This window comes from Enterobacter sp. ECC-175 (assembly GCF_043968675.1).
Lineage (GTDB): Bacteria > Pseudomonadota > Gammaproteobacteria > Enterobacterales > Enterobacteriaceae > Enterobacter.
On the sequence record NZ_CP143776.1, the window covers coordinates 28,992 to 49,676 of the forward strand.

Annotated in this window: 26 protein-coding genes; 13 read left to right on the forward strand and 13 right to left on the reverse strand. The window is 54.5% G+C overall.

What is annotated here, in order from left to right:
* Window positions 1-41: 41 nt before the first annotated feature.
* On the reverse strand, window positions 42-671 hold the full coding sequence (gene rlmE / locus V1599_RS00155) for a 23S rRNA (uridine(2552)-2'-O)-methyltransferase RlmE (protein WP_112010893.1): 630 nt from the start codon (window positions 669-671) through the stop codon (window positions 42-44).
* Window positions 672-798: 127 nt separating this feature from the next.
* On the opposite strand from rlmE, the gene yhbY reads away from it, so the two are divergent.
* Window positions 799-1,092, forward strand: coding sequence for a ribosome assembly RNA-binding protein YhbY (yhbY, locus tag V1599_RS00160; RefSeq protein ID WP_003861814.1), 294 nt, complete (start codon window positions 799-801; stop codon window positions 1,090-1,092).
* A 152-nt stretch (window positions 1,093-1,244) separates the two neighbouring features.
* Here the strand turns inward: yhbY and greA are convergent, their stop codons facing one another.
* Window positions 1,245-1,721 (reverse strand): transcription elongation factor GreA, encoded by a 477-nt coding sequence (gene greA, locus V1599_RS00165; RefSeq protein WP_112010894.1) that lies wholly within the window; start codon window positions 1,719-1,721, stop codon window positions 1,245-1,247.
* Between the two features lie 248 nt (window positions 1,722-1,969).
* On the opposite strand from greA, the gene dacB reads away from it, so the two are divergent.
* Genes dacB through pmrB form a run of 3 tightly spaced genes read left to right on the forward strand, consistent with a single transcriptional unit; the run spans window position 1,970 to window position 5,108 of the window.
* On the forward strand, window positions 1,970-3,403 hold the full coding sequence (gene dacB / locus V1599_RS00170; protein ID WP_395300851.1) for a serine-type D-Ala-D-Ala carboxypeptidase: 1,434 nt from the start codon (window positions 1,970-1,972) through the stop codon (window positions 3,401-3,403).
* Window positions 3,404-3,405: 2 nt separating this feature from the next.
* Window positions 3,406-4,068 (forward strand): two-component system response regulator PmrA, encoded by a 663-nt coding sequence (gene pmrA / locus V1599_RS00175; protein WP_112010896.1) that lies wholly within the window; start codon window positions 3,406-3,408, stop codon window positions 4,066-4,068.
* Entirely contained in the window at window positions 4,065-5,108 is a 1,044-nt protein-coding gene (gene pmrB, locus V1599_RS00180) for a two-component system sensor histidine kinase PmrB (RefSeq protein ID WP_395300852.1), read from the forward strand. Before pmrA ends, pmrB begins: the two co-directional genes overlap by 4 nt.
* Before the next feature lie 39 nt (window positions 5,109-5,147).
* On the opposite strand, the gene cgtA is transcribed toward pmrB, so the two are convergent.
* The 4 genes from cgtA to rplU all read right to left on the reverse strand — a co-directional run bounded on the left by cgtA (window position 5,148) and on the right by rplU (window position 7,986).
* Complete coding sequence (gene cgtA / locus V1599_RS00185) at window positions 5,148-6,320, reverse strand: Obg family GTPase CgtA (protein WP_112010898.1); 1,173 nt, start codon at window positions 6,318-6,320, stop codon at window positions 5,148-5,150.
* A 16-nt stretch (window positions 6,321-6,336) separates the two neighbouring features.
* Window positions 6,337-7,302, reverse strand: coding sequence for a DMT family transporter (locus V1599_RS00190; protein ID WP_112010899.1), 966 nt, complete (start codon window positions 7,300-7,302; stop codon window positions 6,337-6,339).
* A 95-nt stretch (window positions 7,303-7,397) separates the two neighbouring features.
* Complete coding sequence (gene rpmA / locus V1599_RS00195) at window positions 7,398-7,655, reverse strand: 50S ribosomal protein L27 (RefSeq protein WP_004385076.1); 258 nt, start codon at window positions 7,653-7,655, stop codon at window positions 7,398-7,400.
* Window positions 7,656-7,674: 19 nt separating this feature from the next.
* Window positions 7,675-7,986 (reverse strand): 50S ribosomal protein L21, encoded by a 312-nt coding sequence (gene rplU / locus V1599_RS00200; RefSeq protein WP_010436026.1) that lies wholly within the window; start codon window positions 7,984-7,986, stop codon window positions 7,675-7,677.
* A gap of 256 nt (window positions 7,987-8,242) precedes the next feature.
* Here rplU and ispB point away from each other — a divergent pair, with 256 nt between their 5' ends.
* Window positions 8,243-9,214 carry an octaprenyl diphosphate synthase gene (gene ispB, locus V1599_RS00205; RefSeq protein ID WP_112010900.1) on the forward strand — a complete coding sequence of 324 codons (972 nt, stop codon included), beginning with the start codon at window positions 8,243-8,245 and terminating at the stop codon, window positions 9,212-9,214.
* A gap of 229 nt (window positions 9,215-9,443) precedes the next feature.
* A complete protein-coding gene (gene sfsB / locus V1599_RS00210) occupies window positions 9,444-9,731 on the forward strand; it encodes a DNA-binding transcriptional regulator SfsB (RefSeq protein ID WP_112010901.1) in 288 nt (95 codons plus the stop codon).
* Window positions 9,732-9,792: 61 nt separating this feature from the next.
* Here sfsB and murA read toward each other — a convergent pair whose 3' ends face one another.
* From murA to mlaF, 7 genes are all read right to left on the reverse strand, one after another.
* Window positions 9,793-11,052 carry a UDP-N-acetylglucosamine 1-carboxyvinyltransferase gene (murA, locus tag V1599_RS00215; RefSeq protein ID WP_297116667.1) on the reverse strand — a complete coding sequence of 420 codons (1,260 nt, stop codon included), beginning with the start codon at window positions 11,050-11,052 and terminating at the stop codon, window positions 9,793-9,795.
* 49 nt (window positions 11,053-11,101) lie between these two features.
* Window positions 11,102-11,356 (reverse strand): BolA family iron metabolism protein IbaG, encoded by a 255-nt coding sequence (gene ibaG / locus V1599_RS00220; RefSeq protein WP_042322109.1) that lies wholly within the window; start codon window positions 11,354-11,356, stop codon window positions 11,102-11,104.
* A 126-nt stretch (window positions 11,357-11,482) separates the two neighbouring features.
* Window positions 11,483-11,776, reverse strand: a complete 294-nt coding sequence (gene mlaB, locus V1599_RS00225; protein ID WP_112010903.1) for a lipid asymmetry maintenance protein MlaB — start codon at window positions 11,774-11,776, stop codon at window positions 11,483-11,485.
* Entirely contained in the window at window positions 11,776-12,411 is a 636-nt protein-coding gene (gene mlaC / locus V1599_RS00230; protein ID WP_112010904.1) for a phospholipid-binding protein MlaC, read from the reverse strand. The genes mlaB and mlaC overlap by 1 nt, the downstream gene beginning before the upstream one ends.
* Window positions 12,412-12,429: 18 nt before the next feature.
* Window positions 12,430-12,978: an outer membrane lipid asymmetry maintenance protein MlaD gene (mlaD, locus tag V1599_RS00235; RefSeq protein ID WP_297116677.1), complete on the reverse strand. Its 549-nt coding sequence runs from the start codon at window positions 12,976-12,978 to the stop codon at window positions 12,430-12,432.
* 4 nt (window positions 12,979-12,982) lie between these two features.
* Window positions 12,983-13,765 (reverse strand): lipid asymmetry maintenance ABC transporter permease subunit MlaE, encoded by a 783-nt coding sequence (mlaE, locus tag V1599_RS00240; RefSeq protein ID WP_112010906.1) that lies wholly within the window; start codon window positions 13,763-13,765, stop codon window positions 12,983-12,985.
* Between the two features lie 7 nt (window positions 13,766-13,772).
* On the reverse strand, window positions 13,773-14,585 hold the full coding sequence (gene mlaF, locus V1599_RS00245; protein ID WP_112010907.1) for a phospholipid ABC transporter ATP-binding protein MlaF: 813 nt from the start codon (window positions 14,583-14,585) through the stop codon (window positions 13,773-13,775).
* A gap of 225 nt (window positions 14,586-14,810) precedes the next feature.
* Between mlaF and V1599_RS00250 the strand changes: the two genes are divergently transcribed.
* Genes V1599_RS00250 through rpoN form a run of 7 tightly spaced genes read left to right on the forward strand, consistent with a single transcriptional unit; the run spans window position 14,811 to window position 20,671 of the window.
* Window positions 14,811-15,788, forward strand: a complete 978-nt coding sequence (locus V1599_RS00250; protein ID WP_112010908.1) for a calcium/sodium antiporter — start codon at window positions 14,811-14,813, stop codon at window positions 15,786-15,788.
* 13 nt (window positions 15,789-15,801) lie between these two features.
* Window positions 15,802-16,788, forward strand: coding sequence for an arabinose-5-phosphate isomerase KdsD (gene kdsD, locus V1599_RS00255; RefSeq protein WP_112010909.1), 987 nt, complete (start codon window positions 15,802-15,804; stop codon window positions 16,786-16,788).
* A gap of 14 nt (window positions 16,789-16,802) precedes the next feature.
* Window positions 16,803-17,369: a 3-deoxy-manno-octulosonate-8-phosphatase KdsC gene (kdsC, locus tag V1599_RS00260; protein WP_112010910.1), complete on the forward strand. Its 567-nt coding sequence runs from the start codon at window positions 16,803-16,805 to the stop codon at window positions 17,367-17,369.
* On the forward strand, window positions 17,366-17,941 hold the full coding sequence (gene lptC, locus V1599_RS00265; protein ID WP_395300853.1) for an LPS export ABC transporter periplasmic protein LptC: 576 nt from the start codon (window positions 17,366-17,368) through the stop codon (window positions 17,939-17,941). The genes kdsC and lptC overlap by 4 nt, the downstream gene beginning before the upstream one ends.
* Window positions 17,910-18,458: a lipopolysaccharide ABC transporter substrate-binding protein LptA gene (lptA, locus tag V1599_RS00270; RefSeq protein ID WP_112010912.1), complete on the forward strand. Its 549-nt coding sequence runs from the start codon at window positions 17,910-17,912 to the stop codon at window positions 18,456-18,458. Before lptC ends, lptA begins: the two co-directional genes overlap by 32 nt.
* 6 nt (window positions 18,459-18,464) lie before the next feature.
* Window positions 18,465-19,190 (forward strand): LPS export ABC transporter ATP-binding protein, encoded by a 726-nt coding sequence (gene lptB, locus V1599_RS00275; protein WP_003861862.1) that lies wholly within the window; start codon window positions 18,465-18,467, stop codon window positions 19,188-19,190.
* Between the two features lie 47 nt (window positions 19,191-19,237).
* Complete coding sequence (gene rpoN / locus V1599_RS00280) at window positions 19,238-20,671, forward strand: RNA polymerase factor sigma-54 (protein ID WP_297116697.1); 1,434 nt, start codon at window positions 19,238-19,240, stop codon at window positions 20,669-20,671.
* Window positions 20,672-20,685: the final 14 nt, after the last annotated feature.

Below are 20,685 nucleotides of genomic sequence, written 5' to 3' on the forward strand. Positions count from 1 at the left end.
TATATCCAGTTTCATTCAAACTTTCGTTTGAAATCTGCCGGTTATGGTTTACGCCCGGTCGCTACAATATACACTTCACGAGAACGAGCCCGGGAAGAGTCCGGCTTACGAACTTTGACCTTCGTAAACAGGGAGCGAATTTCCTTTAGATACTCCTCGAAACCTTCGCCCTGGAACACCTTCACTACAAAACTACCACCTGGCGCCAGTACATCTCGACACATTTCTAACGCCAATTCCACCAGATACATGGCGCGGGGGATATCCACCGCCGGTGTTCCGCACATATTTGGCGCCATATCGGACATGACAACCTGAACTTTATTGTCACCCACGCGATCGAGTAACGCTTTCAGCACTAATTCATCACGAAAATCGCCCTGAAGGAAATCAACGCCAACGATAGGATCCATTGGTAAAAGATCGCATGCGATGATGCGCCCCGCTCCGCCAATTTGTGTCACTGCGTATTGGGACCATCCTCCGGGTGCTGCACCGAGATCGACTACCGTCATCCCCGGTTTAAAAAGTTTGTCACTTTGCTGTATTTCATCAAGTTTAAACCAGGCGCGGGAACGTAACCCCTTTTTCTGCGCCTGCTGAACATATTTATCGCTAAAGTGTTCCTGAAGCCAGCGGCTGGAGCTGGCAGAACGCTTTTTACCTGTCATTTAACATTTCCGTCCTGGTTCATCGTTGCTTGCCTGTGACGTAAATTTCTACGCAGCTATTTGGCGATATAAGGGAGATGGCGGTAGAATGAACCGTTTTCAATCCCAACGTAAGCAAAAATATACGATGAATCTGAGTACTAAACAAAAACAGCACCTTAAAGGTCTGGCACATCCGCTCAAGCCTGTAGTCATGCTTGGCAACAATGGTTTGACCGAAGGGGTGCTCGCCGAGATTGAACAAGCGCTGGAGCACCACGAGCTGATCAAGGTGAAAATCGCCTCTGAAGACAGAGACACTAAAAACCTGATCGTGGAAGCCATCGTGCGTGAAACCGGTGCCTGTAACGTACAGGTCATCGGTAAAACGCTGGTGCTCTATCGCCCATCTAAAGAGCGTAAAATCTCGCTACCTCGCTAAGGATATCCTGAATTAAACACGTTTTCTGTGTAAAACGAGGGGTTTTTCTTTAGCAGGGGAGCAAAATGCCATGCTCCTTGAGTTGATAAAAGGCCGCTACGCGGCCTTTTTCTTTTCTTTACAATGTATCAACATCTTAGCAGAGAGGCGAATTACAGGTACTCAACCTTGATAATTTCGTACTCTACTTCGCCGCCTGGCGTGCGAATCACCACAACGTCGTCCTGTTCTTTACCGATCAGGCCACGCGCAATCGGGGAATTCACCGAGATCAGGTTTTGCTTAAAGTCGGCCTCATCGTCGCCCACAATGCGGTAAGTCTGCTCTTCGTCATTGTCTAAATTCAGCACGGTGACGGTAGAACCGAAGATCACGCGACCATTGTTTGGCATCTTAGTGATATCGATAACCTGCGCATTGGACAGTTTCGCTTCGATATCTTTAATTCGTCCTTCGCAGAAACCCTGCTGCTCGCGCGCGGCGTGGTATTCAGCGTTCTCTTTCAGGTCGCCATGCTCGCGCGCATCCGCGATAGCGGCGATGATTTCAGGGCGACGTACGGATTTCAGAAAATCCAGCTCTTCGCGCAGTTTTTCGGCACCACGTAAGGTCATCGGAATAGCTTGCATTTGTTATACCTCTTGAACATTCCTGTTGGGAGCAGCATCACCTGCTCCGGCCCCTGTTCCCACGTACATCGAACCATGAGCGGGCCAGAAGCAAAAAGAAAACCGACCCGGGAGCAAAGCCCCAGGTCAGCAGCAATTTTTCAATTTGATACGCATTTTACCGCGAAGTTCACTATGGGTCATCGTTTACTTTGCAGTGCCATGCACCGTAGTATGACGGTTTGTTTTCGGGTTGTTAGCGCGAGACTATGCGATTTTCCAGATTTATCATCGGATTGACTACCAGTATCACGTTCAGCGTTCAGGCCGCGAATGTTGATGAGTATATAAATCAGCTGCCCGCTGGCGCGAACCTCGCACTCATGGTGCAGAAAGTTGGCGCACAGACTCCAGAGATTGACTATCACAGTCAACAGATGGCCCTGCCTGCCAGTACTCAGAAGGTCATCACTGCGCTCGCCGCCCTGTTACAGCTCGGGCCCGACTTCCGTTTTACCACCACCCTTGAGACCAAAGGCAGCGTCGACGGCGGTGAACTGAAAGGCGACCTTATCGCCCGGTTTGGCGGCGATCCAACCTTTAAGCGCCAGGATATCCGCAACATGGTGGCGGTGCTAAAAAAATCTGGCGTACTGAGGATCGATGGCAACGTGCTGATCGACACCTCCATTTTCGCCAGCCATGATAAAGCCCCCGGTTGGCCCTGGAACGACATGACGCAGTGCTTTAGCGCACCGCCAGCTGCGGCTATTGTTGATCGCAACTGTTTCTCCGTTTCGCTGTACAGCGCGCCGAAACCGAATGACCTGGCGTTTATTCGCGTGGCCTCCTATTACCCCGTCACGATGTTTAGCCAGGTACGTACGCTGGCAAAAGGCTCGCCGGACGCTCAGTACTGCGAGCTGGACGTCGTACCGGGCGATCTTAACCGCTACACGCTCACGGGCTGCCTGACGCAGCGCGCCGATCCGCTGCCGCTGGCCTTCGCCATTCAGGACGGTGCGGGCTATGCCGGAGCCATTCTGAAAGATGAGCTGAAGCAGGCGGGAATTACTTACTCCGGCTCGCTGCTGCGCCAGACGCAGGTTAATGAACCGGGCACGGTGATCGCGACTAAGCAGTCAGCGCCCCTGCACGATCTCCTTAGGATTATGCTGAAAAAATCGGACAATATGATTGCCGATACGGTGTTTCGCATGGTTGGACACGCGCGCTTCGGCGTGCAGGGAACGTGGCGCGCAGGATCGGATGCCGTTCGCCAGATCCTGCGTCAGCAGGCAGGGATCGATCTTGGCAATACGATTGCCGTCGATGGTTCCGGGCTGTCTCGCCATAATTTAATCTCTCCCGCCACCATGATGCAGGTGCTTCAGTACATTGCTCAGCACGACACTGAACTAAACTTTATTTCGATGCTGCCGCTTGCCGGACATGACGGTTCCCTTCAGTACCGCGCCGGGCTTCACGCCGCGGGTGTTGATGGCAAAGTCTCCGCGAAGACCGGCTCGCTGCAGGGCGTATATAACCTTGCAGGCTTTATTACCACGGCCAGCGGACAACGCATGGCATTCGTACAGTATCTTTCCGGCTATGCGGTCGAACCGGCCGACCAGCGTAATCGTCGTATTCCGCTGGTCCGTTTCGAAAGCAGGCTTTACAAGGACATCTACCAGAATAACTAGCGATGAAACTGCTTATCGTCGAAGACGACCTGTTATTGCAGGAAGGGCTAGCGCTGGCGCTAGCCAATGAAGGATATGCACTCGACTGTGCCGCCACGGCGGCAGAGGCGGATTCGCTCATCCAAAGCGGCGAGTACAGCCTGGTGATCCTTGATTTAGGCCTGCCGGATAAAGACGGCGCCACGCAGCTCAGCCAGTGGCGTCGGCGCGGCGTCGAAAATCCGGTGCTGATCCTCACGGCGCGCGATGCCATAGAAGATCGAATTAACGGCCTCGACTCCGGCGCGGACGACTACCTCGTGAAGCCGTTCGCCCTTGCGGAGCTTCAGGCACGCGTCCGCGCGCTGATCCGCCGATATCAGGGCCATAGCGATAACCTGGTCACTGACGGCGATATTACGTTGAATCTGCAAACCCAGCAGGTGCTACGCCAGTCCCAGCCTGTTGAAGTCACGCCAAAAGAGTTCGCCCTGCTCACGCGCCTCATCATGCGCAGCGGGCAAACGGTGCACCGTGAAACCCTACAGCAGGACATCTACTCCTGGCAGGACGATCCGGGCTCAAACACGCTTGAAGTGCATATCCATAACCTGCGCCGCAAGCTCGGTAAAGACAGAATTAAAACCGTGCGCGGCGTGGGCTATCGACTGGAGAGCCAAAAATGAACAGCATGCGTCGGCGATTGATGGTTTTGCTGGCGGTCATTCTGCTTTTTTTCCAGCTGATAAGCGTGATCTGGCTATGGCATGAAAGCCGAGAGCAAATTGGTTTTCTGGTGAACGAAACGCTGTCGGCTAAAGCGCGCAATAACCACGTAGAGAAAGAGATCCGCGAAGCCATCGCCTCGCTGCTGGTCCCTTCTCTGGTGATGGTTGGCTTTACGCTTCTCTTTTCGTTCTGGGCGGTGAGCTGGATTATCCGTCCGCTTAACAAGCTGCGCGCCAGCCTGGCGAACCGCTCGGCTGATAACCTGACGCCCCTTCCCATGTACTCCGATATGGAAGAGATTGGTGCGGTTACCGCGTCCCTCAACCAGCTTCTCGCACGGCTGGACCATACTATCCAACAGGAACGCCTTTTCACGGCGGATGCCGCCCACGAGCTGCGCACGCCCCTGGCAGGCATTAAGCTCCATCTGGAGCTCATGGCTCAGTCAGGAGTGAGTCAGGCCGCCCCGTTGATTAACCGCATCGATCAGCTCATGCACACCGTTGAGCAGCTGCTGATGCTTGCCCGCGCCGGGCAGGCGATGGCCAGCGGGTATTACGATACCGTCAACTGGAGCGACGACATCATTGCGCCGCTAGGCCTCGGGCATGAAGGCAAAGAACACACGGTGATTTGGCCGGGGAAAGTTCCGCTGACGGTTCAGGGAGACCCCGTACTGCTGCGGCTGATGCTGAGGAATCTTCTCGAGAATGCCGCCCGCTACAGTCCTGCCGGTACAACCATTGAGGTGAAGCTCGCTGAGCAGGAACAGGGTACGCTGGTGAGCGTCATCGATCAGGGACCGGGAATTGATGAAGCACACCGGCAGTCGATTACCGAACCGTTCCGCCGGCTCGATCAGCGCTACGGCGGCAGCGGCCTGGGACTGAGTATTGTTCAACGCATCGTGCAGATCCATCGCGGCCGCTTAGCGCTGGAGAACGGTGCTGACGGAGGCTTAATCGCCAGCTGCTGGTTACCTTCGACGCTGGAATAAAAAAAGCCCCTCAAGGAGGGGCTTTTTTACACGCATTGATTAATGCTTGTAGATGAACTCGACGCCTTCTTCGTCGTCTTCATCCCAATCATCATCCCAGTCGTCTTCTTCTTCAGCTTCCAGCTCTTCGAGCTGCTGGCGGTGGTAGTCATCCCACATAAATTCGACTTTTTCTGGCTGTTTCGCCTCTTCTGCCTGAACGATTGGGTTCTCAATGATGAAGGTCATCACGTCCCAGCAGAGATCTTTCACGCCAACCTGGCTGGCTGCGGAAATCAGGTAGTATTTATCTTCCCAACCCATCGCTTCAGCAATCGCTTTGGCTTTCGCTTCAGCTTCCGCTTTATCCATCAGGTCAATCTTATTGAAGACCAGCCAGCGAGGTTTGTTCGCCAGTTTTTCGCTGTATTTTTCCAGCTCACCGATGATGATGCGCGCGTTTTCAACCGGATCGGAACCGTCGATAGGATCGATATCGATGAGGTGCAGCAGCACGCGACAGCGCTCAAGGTGTTTCAGGAAGCGAATACCCAGACCGGCACCTTCCGCTGCGCCTTCAATCAGCCCCGGAATGTCGGCAACCACGAAGCTCTTCTCGTTATCCATACGAACAACGCCCAGGCTCGGCACCAGCGTGGTAAACGGATAGTCCGCCACTTTTGGTTTCGCCGCAGAAACCGCGCGAATAAAGGTCGATTTACCGGCATTTGGCATACCCAGCATACCCACGTCAGCCAGCAGCATCAGCTCCAGCTGCAGGTCACGCTTATCGCCCGGCGTACCCATCGTTTTCTGACGCGGCGTACGGTTCACGGAAGATTTAAAACGGCTGTTGCCCAGACCGTGCCAACCGCCTTTTGCCACCATCAGGCGCTGACCGTGTTTGGTCATATCGCCCATGGTTTCGCCCGTACCCTGGTCAATTACGCGCGTACCGACCGGCACCTTAATGGTCACATCTTTACCGCGCTTGCCGGTACAGTCACGGCTCTGACCGTTCTGGCCACGTTCTGCACGGAAAGATTTTTCGAAGCGGTAGTCGATCAGCGTGTTGAGGTTTTCATCCGCCTCAAGCCACACGTCGCCGCCATCTCCGCCGTCGCCGCCGTCAGGGCCACCACGTGGAATATATTTTTCACGGCGGAAGCTGACACAACCGTTACCGCCATCACCTGCCACGACCAGAATCGTCGCTTCATCAACAAACTTCATTTTACTTCTCCGTAAATCATTCGCCTGAGCGGGGGATCGTTACAACCGCTTCATTTTTGCGCCAGCGCCCCCAGAGACGATGACCAATGGCGGAATACATCGCGCCCGCAACCACGACAAACGCACCGAGATAGCCCAACAGGTTGAGCATCGGTCTGACGAAAACATCGGGCCAGGCCATTGAAAGCAAATCTGAAAATAACAGCGTAAACAGCGGAGTCAGCGTGATTAATGCGCTCACCTGCGCTGCCTGCCAGCGCGCCATTGCTTCGGCCAGCGCGCCATAGCCGACCAGCGTGTTTACGCCACAAAAAATGAGGCACGCCAGCTGCCAGTCGCTGAGCTGGGTAATCACACCCGGCTTCGCTAACGGCAATAATGCTATCGTACACAAAGTGTACAGCAAAAAGAGGATCTGCTGTGAGGCCAGACGACGCAATAACACCTTTTGCGCGACGCCATAGCTCACCCAGACCGTTGCTGCACCCACCCCGAAAATTACACCCCAGGTGTAATCCGTCAGGCGGGTAAAAATCTCAACCAGGCTGGTGTTGAAAAACATCACCAGGCCGCAGAGCAGCATGCTCGCCCCGATAATCTGCGTTCCACGCATCTTCTCCTTGAGGATAAAGACGCTGGCAACCATCATGCCGACTGGAGAAAGCTGACCAATCACCTGAGACGCCGTAGGGCTAAGATACTGCAGGGAAGAGCTGAACAGAATGAAGTTGCCAAACAGACCGCCCGTCGCGATAGCTAACAAAACCAGCCAGCGCGGTTTACGAAAGAGACGTAGCGGCGGCAGCTTGCCTTTAACGGCGAGAATCGCCCCCAGACCGATGGTTGCCATCAGAAAGCGATAAAACACCACCGTAGGAGGCTCCATCACTTCCAGTACCTGCTTCATTGCAATTGGCAGAGCACCCCAGCACATTGCGGTGGTGAGCGCCAAAAGAATACCAATGCCGGCCTGCTGCTTCATGCCCGATTTCCCTACAGAAAATTTTCCGGGTTTCCAATGTAAAAAGCCCCGCAACGTGTTGCGGGGCTTTAATCCGTTACCGGACCGAGAAAACCTTACTCAGCAACGATGCTGATGTATTTACGGTTGTTCGGGCCTTTAACTTCAAATTTCACTTTACCGTCTGCTTTAGCAAACAGAGTGTGGTCACGACCGCAACCTACGTTGTTACCAGCGTGGAATTTGGTACCACGTTGACGAACGATGATGCTACCCGCCAGTACGGATTCGCCACCAAAACGCTTAACGCCAAGGCGTTTAGCTTCTGAATCGCGACCGTTACGAGTGGAGCCGCCAGCCTTTTTATGTGCCATTTAAATCTCTCCTCAGGTCTTAGGCGCTGATGCCAGTAATTTTCACATCAGTGAACCACTGACGGTGGCCCTGCTGCTTACGGTAGTGTTTACGACGACGAAACTTAACGATTTTAACTTTCTCGCCACGACCATGAGCAACAACTTCAGCTTTGATAACGCCGCCATCAACGAAAGGAACGCCGATTTTGACTTCTTCACCGTTTGCGATCATCAGAACTTCTGCGAACTCAACAGATTCGCCAGTTGCGATGTCCAGCTTTTCCAGGCGAATGGTCTGACCTTCGCTTACTCGGTGTTGTTTACCACCACTTTGGAAAACCGCGTACATATAAACTCCGCTTCCGCGCACATCCTCGTATGAATCAGAGTGCGCTATAAATATTCACAATAGGGCGCGAATATTACGCAAAACGCGAGCCTTTGACAAGTGCTACCATCAATACATGAAGAAAAAAAACACAACACGTACGGTAACGTTTATCTGCGCCATTTTTTCAGTACAATCATCACTACTATTGATAAACCGAAACCCTCAGTTACCCATGTGATGTGGGATAAACAGGATAAAAAGCCCGGCTTTTGCGATGAATCTAGAAAAAATCAACGAGTTAACCGCGCAAGATATGGCGGGTGTAAATGCAGCAATCCTGGAGCAACTCAACTCTGACGTTCAATTGATCAATCAGTTGGGCTATTACATCGTTAGCGGCGGCGGTAAACGCATTCGCCCGATGATTGCCATTCTGGCTGCGCGGGCGGTTGGCTATCAGGGCAATGCGCATGTGACCATCGCCGCATTGATCGAATTTATCCACACGGCGACGCTTCTCCACGATGACGTTGTGGACGAATCCGATATGCGTCGCGGCAAAGCCACCGCGAACGCGGCGTTTGGCAACGCGGCCAGCGTCCTGGTGGGTGATTTTATTTATACCCGCGCCTTCCAGATGATGACCAGCCTCGGCTCGCTCAAAGTGCTGGAAGTGATGTCTGAGGCCGTCAACGTGATTGCTGAAGGTGAAGTCCTGCAGCTGATGAACGTTAACGATCCGGACATTACCGAAGAAAACTACATGCGCGTCATCTACAGCAAAACAGCGCGCCTGTTTGAGGCCGCCGCGCAGTGCTCAGGCATACTGGCAGGCTGCACCGAGGCGCAGGAAAAAGGCCTACAGGATTATGGCCGCTATCTGGGCACCGCGTTCCAGCTGATTGATGACTTACTGGATTACAGCGCGGATGGTGAAACGCTGGGCAAAAACGTCGGGGATGACCTTAACGAAGGTAAACCGACGCTGCCGCTGCTGCATGCCATGCGCCACGGCTCTGCCGATCAGGCCAAAATGATCCGTGAAGCGATTGAACAAGGAAACGGTCGACATCTTCTGGAACCAGTACTGGAAACAATGGCAATCTGTGGCTCGCTTGAATGGACGCGCCAGCGCGCTGAAGAAGAAGCCGATAAAGCTATTGCTGCTTTGCAGGTCATTCCAGACAGCCCATGGCGTGATGCGTTAATTGGCCTGGCCCACATCGCCGTTCAGCGCGATCGTTAATCCCTTTCCTCACTCCCCGCAGCCTTGCGGGGAGGCTCCAATAAGCTCCAATAAAATACATATACGCGTTAATTAACCGGCTTACAGGCCGCATGAATAAAGGCATGTCTTATTCTGAATATTGCTTTTAGTTACTCGAACTTTTTAGAGCGAACGGACTAAATCGGTATAGTAGTCCTGTCATTTCATCAGAGATGGCGTGGACGAATACGAACACAAGGACAGCTTTATGGATATGAAACTTATCGACTGGCATTCAGCTGATATCATCGCAGCATTGCGCAAAAAAGGGACATCGCTGGCCGCTGAATCACGCCGGAGCGGGCTGAGCTCTTCAACGCTGGCGAATGCGTTAACCAGGCCCTGGCCAAAAGGTGAGTTGATCATCGCGACGGCGCTAGAGACGCATCCATGGATCATTTGGCCATCGCGTTACCACGATCCCGTTACCCACGAATTTATCGACAGAACGCGCATGATGCGTCAGAAGAAAACAAAGAAAGCGCCCCAGAGCTGACGCGCTTATTTGACAGGAACAGCAATCCCCCGGCCATTTCAGGCAGGGGGCTGCGGAACGCTTACTCGCCCTTCACACGCTCGATATTCGCACCCAGCGCGCGCAGCTTGTCTTCAATGCGCTCATAGCCGCGATCGATGTGGTAAATACGATCCACCAAAGTTGTCCCTTCCGCAATACAGCCCGCCAGCACCAGGCTTGCAGACGCACGCAGATCGGTCGCCATCACCTGCGCACCGGACAGTTTTTCAACGCCATGGCAAATGACCGTGTTGCTTTCAATCTCCGCATGCGCGCCCATACGGATCAGTTCAGGAACATGCATGAAACGGTTTTCGAAAATAGTTTCGGTAATGAAGCCCGTTCCTTCCGCCACCAGGTTTAACAGGGTGAACTGAGCCTGCATGTCCGTCGGGAATGCCGGGTGAGGTGCCGTACGCACGTTGACCGCTTTAGGACGGTTGCCGTGCATGTCCAGGCTGATCCAGTCTTCACCGATTTCAATATCGGCACCCGCATCACGCAGCTTCGCCAGCACGGCGTCCAGCGTATCTGGCTGCGCGTTGCGGCAGGTGATTTTCCCGCCGGAAATCGCGGCGGCCACCAGGAAGGTGCCGGTTTCGATACGGTCAGGCAGCACGCGGTACACGCCGCCGCCCAGGCGCTCTACGCCCTCAATGGTGATGCGATCGGTGCCCTGACCTGAAATTTTCGCGCCCAGCGCCACGAGGAAGTTCGCGGTATCCACAATTTCCGGCTCGCGCGCGGCGTTTTCGATGATGGTGGTGCCTTCCGCCAGCGTTGCCGCAGACATAATGGTCACGGTCGCGCCCACGCTCACTTTGTCCATGACGATGTGCGCGCCTTTCAGACGACCGTTCACGGACGCCTTAACGTAACCTTCTTCCAGCTTGATTTCTGCGCCCAGCTTCTCTAAGCCAAAGATGTGCAGATCGACCGGACGCGCGCCAATCGCGCAGCCGCCCGGCAGGGAAACCTGCCCCTGACCAAAGCGTGCCACCAGCGGGCCAAGCGCCCAGATGGACGCACGCATGGTTTTTACCAGGTCATAAGGTGCGGAGAAATTATTTACCTTGCTGGCATCGATCCAGACGGAACCATTGCGCTCAACTTTAGTACCCAGCTGAGTCAGCAGCTTCATGGTGGTGTCGATATCTTTAAGCTTCGGTACGTTCTGGATCTCTACCGGCTCTTCGGCAAGCAGCGCAGCAAAAAGGATTGGCAGCGCGGCGTTTTTTGCGCCAGAAATAGTGACTTCGCCCTGGAGACGCGTGGGTCCCTGTACACGAAATTTGTCCATCTGATTACTCTCTTATAATTCAACCGTGCCGTGGGCGTTAGCCCCCGGCTCAAAAACCGTTTAGTTTGCGATCGCGTGCCCACTCTTGCGGGGTGAACGCTTTAATCGACAGGGCGTGGATGCGGTTGTCCGCAATGTATTCCATCAGCGGCGCGTAAACAGCCTGCTGTTTCTTCACACGACTCATTCCGTCGAAGATCTCACCCACAGCAATAACCTGGAAGTGACTGCCATCGCCAGAGACGTGGGCTTCCTGAAGGGAGAGTGCATTCATCAGCACTGTCTGGATTTCATTATTTTCCATGGGTTCTACATCATCTGATTGTGAAAACAAGCTCAACATCTTAGAGCAAAGTGGCGTCGTCTTAAACAAGCAAAAAGCCCCGACGCAAAAACAGTCGGGGCTTTAAGAAGTAACGTACTGAAAAAGTTAGCGCGGCAAAATGTCCTGCGGCAAATTGTAGAGCTGTGCAAGGGTCACGACGTTGTCGCTTGCGCCTAAAAGCGTTACGCGCATACCCTGCGTTTTACCTACGTCGACCAGGTGTGCCAGCAGCGCAATGCCTGCCGTATCCACCCGCGTGATGCCGTTCAGATCAATCACGCTGACGCCCTGCATCGCTTCGTGGCGTTTATCCCACAGAGGGTTCAGCAGGTCCTGATCGAGCTCGCCAGAGAGCTTCAGGGCATCCCCCTCGCGTGACCAGCTAAGCTGCTGAGTCATTACTTTTTCTCGTCCAGGGAAATTTTCTGGCGAGAGATAGACTGCAGCTGCGCGGTCAGGCCATCAATGCCTTTAGTCCGCAGCAGATCGCTCCACTCATTTTGCTTGGTGGTGATCATGCTCACGCCTTCTGCGATCATGTCGTACGCCTGCCAGTTACCGGTCTGGCTGTTCTTACGCCACTGGAAGTCCAGGCGAACCGGTGGACGGCCGTTTGGATCGATAATGGTGACGCGAATCGGCACGATAGTGGCGTCGCCCAGCGGCTGCTCAGGGGCAATCTGGTAAGTCTGACCGTGGTACATCGCCAGCGCCTGACCGTAAGCCTGCTTCAGGTATTCACGAAACGCGGCGAAGTAAGCCTCGCGCTGCGCCGGGGTGGCGTCTTTGTAGTAGCGGCCCAGCACCAGCGCGCCGGCATATTTAATCTGCACGTATGGCAGCAGTTCCTGATCGACCACATCGCGCAGATAATCAGGGTTAGCGCGAATTTGAGTCTGTTCGTTTTTAAGGCGGTCAAAGGTTTTCTTCGCCGCCTCATTCATCAGCTTATACGGGTTGCTCTGATCCGCAGCGTGCGCCGCAGTGAGAGGGGCAATGACCAACATGGCAACCATTAACAGTCGTTTAAACATGAATCACTTCTCCTGAAATTAATTCGTCGCGCCCGGGGCCGGTGCGGCGTTGCTATGATCTTCACTCTGCGCCGGGGCATCGTCAGATTTTTTATCATCACCTTTACTGTTGTAAAGGAACTGACCAATCATATCCTCCAGCACCATGGCGGATTTCGTATCCTGAATCACGCTACCGTCTTTAAGGATAGTCGTTCCCAGCTCTGGATCTTCAAAACCGACGTTAAGGGCCAGATATTGTTCCCCCAGCAGGCCCGACGTGCGGATAGAGAGCGAACTGGTATCAGGGATATGGTTGTAGCGCTCCTCGATGTCCATCGCCACGCGCGGCAGATAGGTTTTCTCATCCAGGGTAATATCGGCTACGCGCCCGATGACTACGCCGCCAATACGCACGGGCGAGCGCGCCTTCAGGCCGCCGATATTGTCGAAGGTCGCGTATACGCGATAGGTAGGCTCAGTGCGGACAGAGGTGATATCCGCCGCTCTCAGGCAGATAAACAGCGCTGCCAGCAGTGCCAGAAGCAGAAACACGCCGACCCAAATTTCATTTTTTCTCGTTTGCATGAACTCAATTCCCAAACATCAGTGCGGTGAGCACAAAATCCAGGCCCAGTACGGCCAGCGACGAATGAACGACAGTACGCGTAGTTGCGCGGCTAATGCCTGCCGACGTAGGGATCGCATCGTAACCATTGAACAGTGCGATCCAGGTAACCGTGATGGCAAATACCACGCTTTTAATCAGGCAGTTAATCAGGTCCATCCGCAGGTCGATAGCGTCCTGCATGGCGGACCAGAAGAACCCGGCATCAATACCTTTCCAGTGAACGCCCACCAGCGAGCCGCCCCAGATACCGACGGCCACAAAGAGGATCGTCAGCAGCGGCAGCGAGATAACTCCGGCCCAGAAGCGCGGTGAGATCACGCGTCGCAGCGGGTCGACGGCCATCATCTCCATGCTGGAAAGCTGCTCGGTCGCACGCATCAGGCCAATTTCCGCCGTTAACGCCGACCCTGCCCGCCCGGCAAACAGCAGCGCGGCGACCACCGGCCCCAGCTCGCGCAGGAGAGAGAGCGACACCAGCATGCCGAGGCTGGTCTCAGCGCTGTAGGTCGTCAGGACAAGGTAGCCCTGCAGCCCCAGCACCATACCAATGAATAGCCCCGAAACGATGATAATCACCATCGACAGCACGCCGACGTTATAGAGCTGACGCACCAGCAAAGGCGCATGCTTGCGGAATTCCGGTTTACCGACCAGCGCGTTGAACAACATCAATCCGGCTCGCCCGAACGTCCTGATGGTTTTTATGCCACGGTGTCCAAGAGCGGCCAACGCATTTAACAGCATGAGTGGCTTAACTCCCTATTCCCAGTAAATCGTCGCGATAGTCGCCGGAAGGATAGCGGAACGGTACGGGACCATCCGCAATGCCGTCCAGGAACTGCCGCACGCGCGGATCGCCATTTTCCTGCAGCGCCTGAGCGCTCCCGTGCGCGACGATCTTTTTATCTGCCACAATGTAGGCGTAATCTGCGATGCTCAACACTTCCGGCACATCGTGAGAGACCACGACGCACGTCACGCCAAGCGCGCTGTTTAGCTCAGAAATTAACTTGACCAGAACGCCCATGGTGATCGGGTCTTGTCCGACGAACGGTTCGTCAAACATGATTAAATCCGGCTCTAACGCGATTGCACGCGCCAGCGCCGCGCGGCGGGCCATACCGCCAGAAAGCTCAGACGGCATCAGCTTTGCCGCGCCCCGCAGGCCAACCGCTTCGAGCTTCATCATCACCGTGCTTTTCAGCAGCGCCGGCGGCAAGCGGGTATGCTCGCGCAGCGGATAAGCCACGTTGTCAAAGACGTTCATATCGGTGAACAGCGCCCCGGACTGAAAAAGCATACTCATGCGTTTGCGCACAGTATACAGGCGCGAGCGGGACATCTTCGGCACGTCTTCACCGTCGAAGAGAATTTCGCCGCTATCGGGGGGAATTTGACCACCAATAAGGCGTAGCAGCGTTGTTTTACCGATCCCTGATGGCCCCATGATGGCAGTGATCTTGCCACGGGGAACGGTCAACGAAATATCATCAAATATCAATCGGTTGCCGCGAGAAAAGCTGACACCACGGACATCGACCAAATTCGCCGTCGTTTGGCTCATTTATGGTTCCTTTCTTACCAGGTACACGTTAAGCATGGCGCTTAATTCAGCCCTAAACCCGATATTTTTACAGAATAATCACTATCGAGGTTAGCGAAAGCTGGCATTTGTTTTACTTTTCCGGCGCATAAAGTCAAAATTAGGAATTCGTTACGTTCAGACTGTATGCAGCGCCACACATTCAGCGTGGTGGACCGGCGAGTATACCTGAAGAAAGGACTTTTGATGCTTTTAGCGACAGCACTGTTAATAATCGGTTTACTTTTAGTGGTCTACAGTGCTGACCGTTTAGTATTTGCTGCATCCATATTGTGCCGCCTGATCGGTATGCCGCCCATGATTATTGGCATGACGGTCGTCAGCGTGGGAACCTCTCTTCCCGAAATCATTGTGTCAGTGTCGGCTTCGCTTCATGGCCAGGTCGATCTCGCTATTGGTACCGGGCTCGGCTCTAACATCGTCAATATTCTGCTCATTTTAGGCCTGGCGGCGCTGCTGCATCCATTTCGCGTACATTCTGATGTTCTGCGCCGAGAATTGCCGCTAATGTTGATCGTAAGCCTGCTGGCGGGCTGCGTATTGTATGATGGCGTGCTTAGCGTTGGGGATGGCATTTTCCTGCTGGCGCTGGCCGTGGTTTGGCTGTTTTACAGCGTTAAGATAGCGAGCCTGGCTGAAAAACAGGGCAGCGATAGCCTCACGCGCGAACATGTGGCGGAGCTCCCGCGAGAAGGAACATTGCCCGTTGCCCTGCTCTGGCTCGGCGTCGCGCTAATTATTATGCCGATGGCAACGCGAATGGTGGTGGATAACGCCACGGTGCTGGCGAACTACTTCGCGATGAGCGAGCTGACGATTGGCCTGACGGTTATCGCCATCGGCACTAGCCTGCCGGAGCTTGCTACCGCCATCGCGGGCGCGCGCAAGGGCGAAGACGATATCGCCATTGGCACCATTATCGGCTCCAACATTTTCAACATTGCCATCGTGACGGGCCTCCCTGCCCTGATATCGCCAGGCGCGTTTAATCCGCTGGCTTTCTCACGCGACTACGGGGTGATGCTGCTGGTCAGCGTGATTTTCGCCCTGCTCTGCTGGCGGCGTAAAAGACAGATCGGCAAAGGCGCGGGCGCGCTGCTGACGGGTGGTTTTATCGTATGGATGGCGATGCTCTACTGGCTTTCGCCTCTTCTCTCTGGGTAAACGGAAACGCATTATGTCGCAAATAGAATTGCAGCCGGGTTTTGACTTTCAGAAAGCGGGAAAAAACGTTCTGGAGATTGAACGTGAAGGTCTGGCGCAGTTAGATCAGTATATTAATCAGGATTTCAGCCTGGCCTGTGAGAAGATATTCCACTGTGCGGGTAAAGTCGTGGTGATGGGGATGGGGAAATCCGGCCACATTGGACGCAAAATGGCGGCCACCTTCGCCAGCACGGGGACTTCGTCGTTTTTCGTTCACCCTGGTGAAGCCGCGCACGGCGATCTGGGAATGGTGACGCCTCAGGATGTGGTTATTGCCCTGTCAAACTCCGGCGAGTCCAACGAAATACTGGCGCTGATCCCAGTCCTGAAGCGGCTGCATGTTCCGCTGATTTGCATGACCAGCCGCCCGGAAAGCAGCATGGCGCGCGCGGCGGATATCCATCTTTGCGTCAAAGTGCCGAAGGAAGCCTGTCCGCTGGGCCTGGCTCCTACCTCCAGTACCACCGCCGCGCTGGTCATGGGCGATGCACTCGCCGTCGCGCTGCTGGAGGCCCGTGGCTTCACTCCCGAAGATTTCGCGCTTTCCCATCCCGGCGGCGCGCTTGGGCGCAAGCTGCTGCTGCGGGTTAACGATATTATGCACACGGGCGATGAGATCCCTCACGTCAGCAAAGAGGCCTCCCTGCGCGATGCGCTGCTGGAGATCACCCGTAAAAATCTGGGCATGACGGTAATCTGCGACGACCTGATGAAAATCCAGGGCATTTTCACCGATGGCGATCTGCGCCGCGTGTTCGATATGGGCGTTGACGTGCGTACGCTAGGCATCGCCGACGTCATGACATCCGGCGGCATTCGCGTCCGCCCGGGTACGCTGGCCGTGGACGTGCTGAACCTGATGCAGTCCCGACATATCACCTCAGTGATGGTTGCCGATGGCGACCAACTGCTGGGTGTGGTACATATGCATGATCTGCTGCGCGCTGGCGTAGTGTAATGAAGGATAAGACAATGAGTAATGCGGGTGCATCCCTTGCAACCTGTTATGGTCCGGTCAGCGCGAGCATGATGGCAAAGGCGGAAAACATCCGTCTCTTGATCCTTGATGTGGATGGCGTGCTCTCCGATGGCCTGATTTATATGGGCAACAACGGCGAAGAGCTTAAAGCCTTCAACGTGCGCGACGGCTACGGCATTCGCTGTGCGCTCACGTCCGGTATCGAAGTTGCCATCATCACCGGACGAAAAGCTAAACTGGTAGAAGACCGCTGCGAAACGCTCGGCATTACCCATCTGTATCAGGGGCAATCTGACAAGATGGTCGCCTTCAGGGATTTGCTGGCAAAACTGGCTATTGCCCCGGAAAACGTGGCCTACGTGGGGGACGACCTCATCGACTGGCCGGTCATGGCAGAAGTGGGGCTGAGTATCGCCGTTGCCGACGCGCATCCGCTGCTGATCCCGCGGGCTGACTATGTTACCCACATTAACGGCGGGCGCGGTGCCGTACGGGAAGTCTGCGATCTGCTGCTGCTGGCGCAGGGCAAGCTTGATGAGGCCAAAGGGCAATCGATATGAGTAAAACCAGACGTTGGGTTATCATTCTGCTAACGCTTGTCGCACTGATACTGATTGGCGTCAATCTCGCTGACCGTGACGATAGCCAGACCGAAGTCGTCAACACCAGCGAGCCTACGTATAAAAGCGATCATAGCGACACCGTGGTCTACAGCCCGGAAGGTGCGCTGAACTATCGCCTGATTGCACAGCACGTTGAATATTTCTCGGATGACAGCGTTTCATGGTTTACGCAACCGATCATGACCACCTTTGATACCGATAAAGTCCCGACGTGGTCGATTAAGGCTGACAAAGCAAAATTAACGAATGACCGTATGCTTTATCTGTATGGCCATGTTGAAGTCAACGCCCTGACCCCTGACGCACAACTGCGCAAAATCACGACGGATAACGCCCAGATTAACCTGGTGACTCAGGACGTGACGTCACAGGATCTGGTGACATTGTACGGCACCACATTTAATTCCAGCGGTATGAAAATGCGCGGGAACTTACGCAGCAAAAACGCCGAGCTGATTGAAAAGGTTAGAACCTCTTATGAAATTCAAAACAAACAAACTCAGCCTTAAAGTTGTTATTGCCAGCGCGCTGCTGGCGGCCAGCCTTCCCGCGCTTGCCGTGACGGGTGACACCGAACAGCCGATCCATATCGAATCCGACACGCAGTCGCTTGATATGCAGGGTAATGTCGTTACGTTCACCGGCAACGTTGTGATGACTCAGGGCACGATCAAAATCAACGCCGATAAAGTGGTGGTCACTCGCCCAGGCGGTGAACAGGGCAAAGAGATTATTGATGGCTACGGCAATCCGGCGACCTTCTACCAGATGCAGGATAACGGAAAGCCGGTCAAAGGCCGTGCCTCGCACATGCACTATGAGCTGGCGAAAGATCTCGTCATCCTAACCGGTAACGCCTATCTGGAACAGCTGGACAGCAATATTACCGGCGACAAGATCACCTACCTGGTGAAAGAGCAGAAAATGCAGGCCTCCAGCGAGAAAGGCAAACGCGTGACTACCGTGCTTGTTCCGTCTCAGCTGCAGGATAAAAGCCAGGCCCCGGCACAGAAGAAGAGTAACTAATTCGTTATGGCAACATTAACTGCTAAAAATCTCGCGAAGGCCTATAAGGGCCGCCGCGTCGTGGAAGATGTCAGTCTGACCGTGAATTCAGGCGAAATCGTCGGCCTGCTTGGCCCAAACGGTGCGGGTAAAACCACCACCTTTTACATGGTTGTGGGCATCGTGCCTCGCGATGCGGGCAATATCATCATCGATGATGAAGATATCAGCCTGCTGCCGCTGCACGCGCGCGCGCGTCGTGGCATAGGCTACCTGCCCCAGGAAGCGTCCATTTTCCGTCGCCTGAGCGTTTTCGATAACCTGATGGCCGTGCTCCAGATCCGTGACGATCTCACCAGCGAGCAGCGCACCGACCGCGCGAACGAGCTGATGGAAGAGTTCCACATCGAACACCTGCGCGACAGCCTCGGCCAGGCGCTCTCCGGCGGTGAACGCCGCCGCGTTGAGATTGCCCGCGCGCTGGCAGCCAACCCAAAATTCATTCTGCTGGATGAACCGTTTGCGGGCGTTGACCCGATTTCCGTCATCGATATCAAACGTATTATCGAGCATCTGCGCGACAGCGGGCTTGGCGTGCTGATCACCGACCACAACGTTCGCGAAACGCTGGCCGTTTGTGAACGTGCGTATATCGTGAGCCAGGGCCATTTGATTGCCCACGGTACGCCGCAGCAGATCCTTGAAGATGAGCATGTTAAGCGCGTCTACCTTGGGGAAGACTTCAGACTCTGATAGGGTAGAGGTAACGTAACGCCGGCGCGGAGAAAAATGCTCTGAATATGAAGCAAGGTTTGCAATTAAGGCTGAGCCAACAACTGGCGATGACGCCTCAGCTCCAGCAGGCAATCCGCCTGTTGCAGCTGTCCACGTTAGAACTCCAGCAGGAGCTCCAGCAGGCGCTGGACAGTAACCCGCTGCTGGAGCAAACCGATCTTCATGAAGAAGTAGACGCTCAGCAAACGCAGGATACCGAAACGCTCGACACCGCTGACGCCCTTGAGCAAAAAGAGATGCCGGATGAGCTTCCTCTCGATGCCAGCTGGGATGAAATCTACACTGCGGGTACCCCTTCAGGCACGCGCGCTGACTATCAGGATGACGAGCTGCCCGTTTATCAGGGGGAAACCACCCAGTCGCTACAGGATTACCTGATGTGGCAGGTGGAGCTGACGCCTTTCTCCGATACCGATCGCGCCATTGCGACCTCGATTGTCGACGCCGTTGATGACACCGGGTATTTAACCGTCACGCTGGACGATATTCTCGAAAGCATCGGTAACGACGAGATCGAACTCGAAGAGGTGGAAGCCGTTTTAAAACGCATTCAGCGCTTTGACCCGGTGGGCGTGGCGGCGAAAGATCTGCGCGACTGCCTGCTGATCCAGCTCTCCCAGTTCGACAAGGGCGTGCCCTGGATTGACGAAGCCCGCCTGATCATCAGCGAACATCTCGATCTGCTGGCTAACCACGATTTCCGCTCGCTCATGCGCGTAACGCGCCTCAAAGAAGAGGTGCTGAAGGAAGCGGTAAACCTGATCCAGTCGCTCGATCCGCGTCCCGGGCAGTCGATCCAGACCAGCGAACCGGAATACGTGATTCCGGACGTGCTGGTGAGAAAGCATAACGATAGATGGATCGTTGAACTCAATTCCGACAGCCTTCCTCGCCTGCAAATCAATCAGCAGTACGCCTCCCTGTGCACCAGCGCGCGTAACGATTCCGATAATCAATACATTCGCAGTAATTTACAGGAAGCACGATGGCTGATTAAAAGCCTTGAAAGCCGAAACGATACGCTGCTGCGCGTCAGCCGCTGCATTGTTGAACAGCAGCAGGCCTTCTTTGAACAAGGCGAAGAGTTTATGAAACCGATGGTGCTGGCCGATATCGCCCAGGCCGTCGAGATGCATGAATCAACCATTTCTCGCGTGACCACGCAAAAGTATTTGCACAGTCCGCGCGGCATATTTGAGCTTAAGTATTTCTTCTCCAGCCACGTGAACACCGAGGGCGGCGGCGAAGCCTCGTCAACGGCAATTCGCGCGCTGGTGAAGAAGTTGATCGCCGCGGAAAACCCCGCGAAGCCACTGAGCGACAGTAAGTTGACCACCCTGCTGTCCGACCAGGGTATTATGGTGGCACGACGTACCGTTGCGAAGTATCGAGAGTCTTTATCCATTCCGCCGTCAAACCAGCGTAAACAACTGGTGTGACACAACCGATAAGG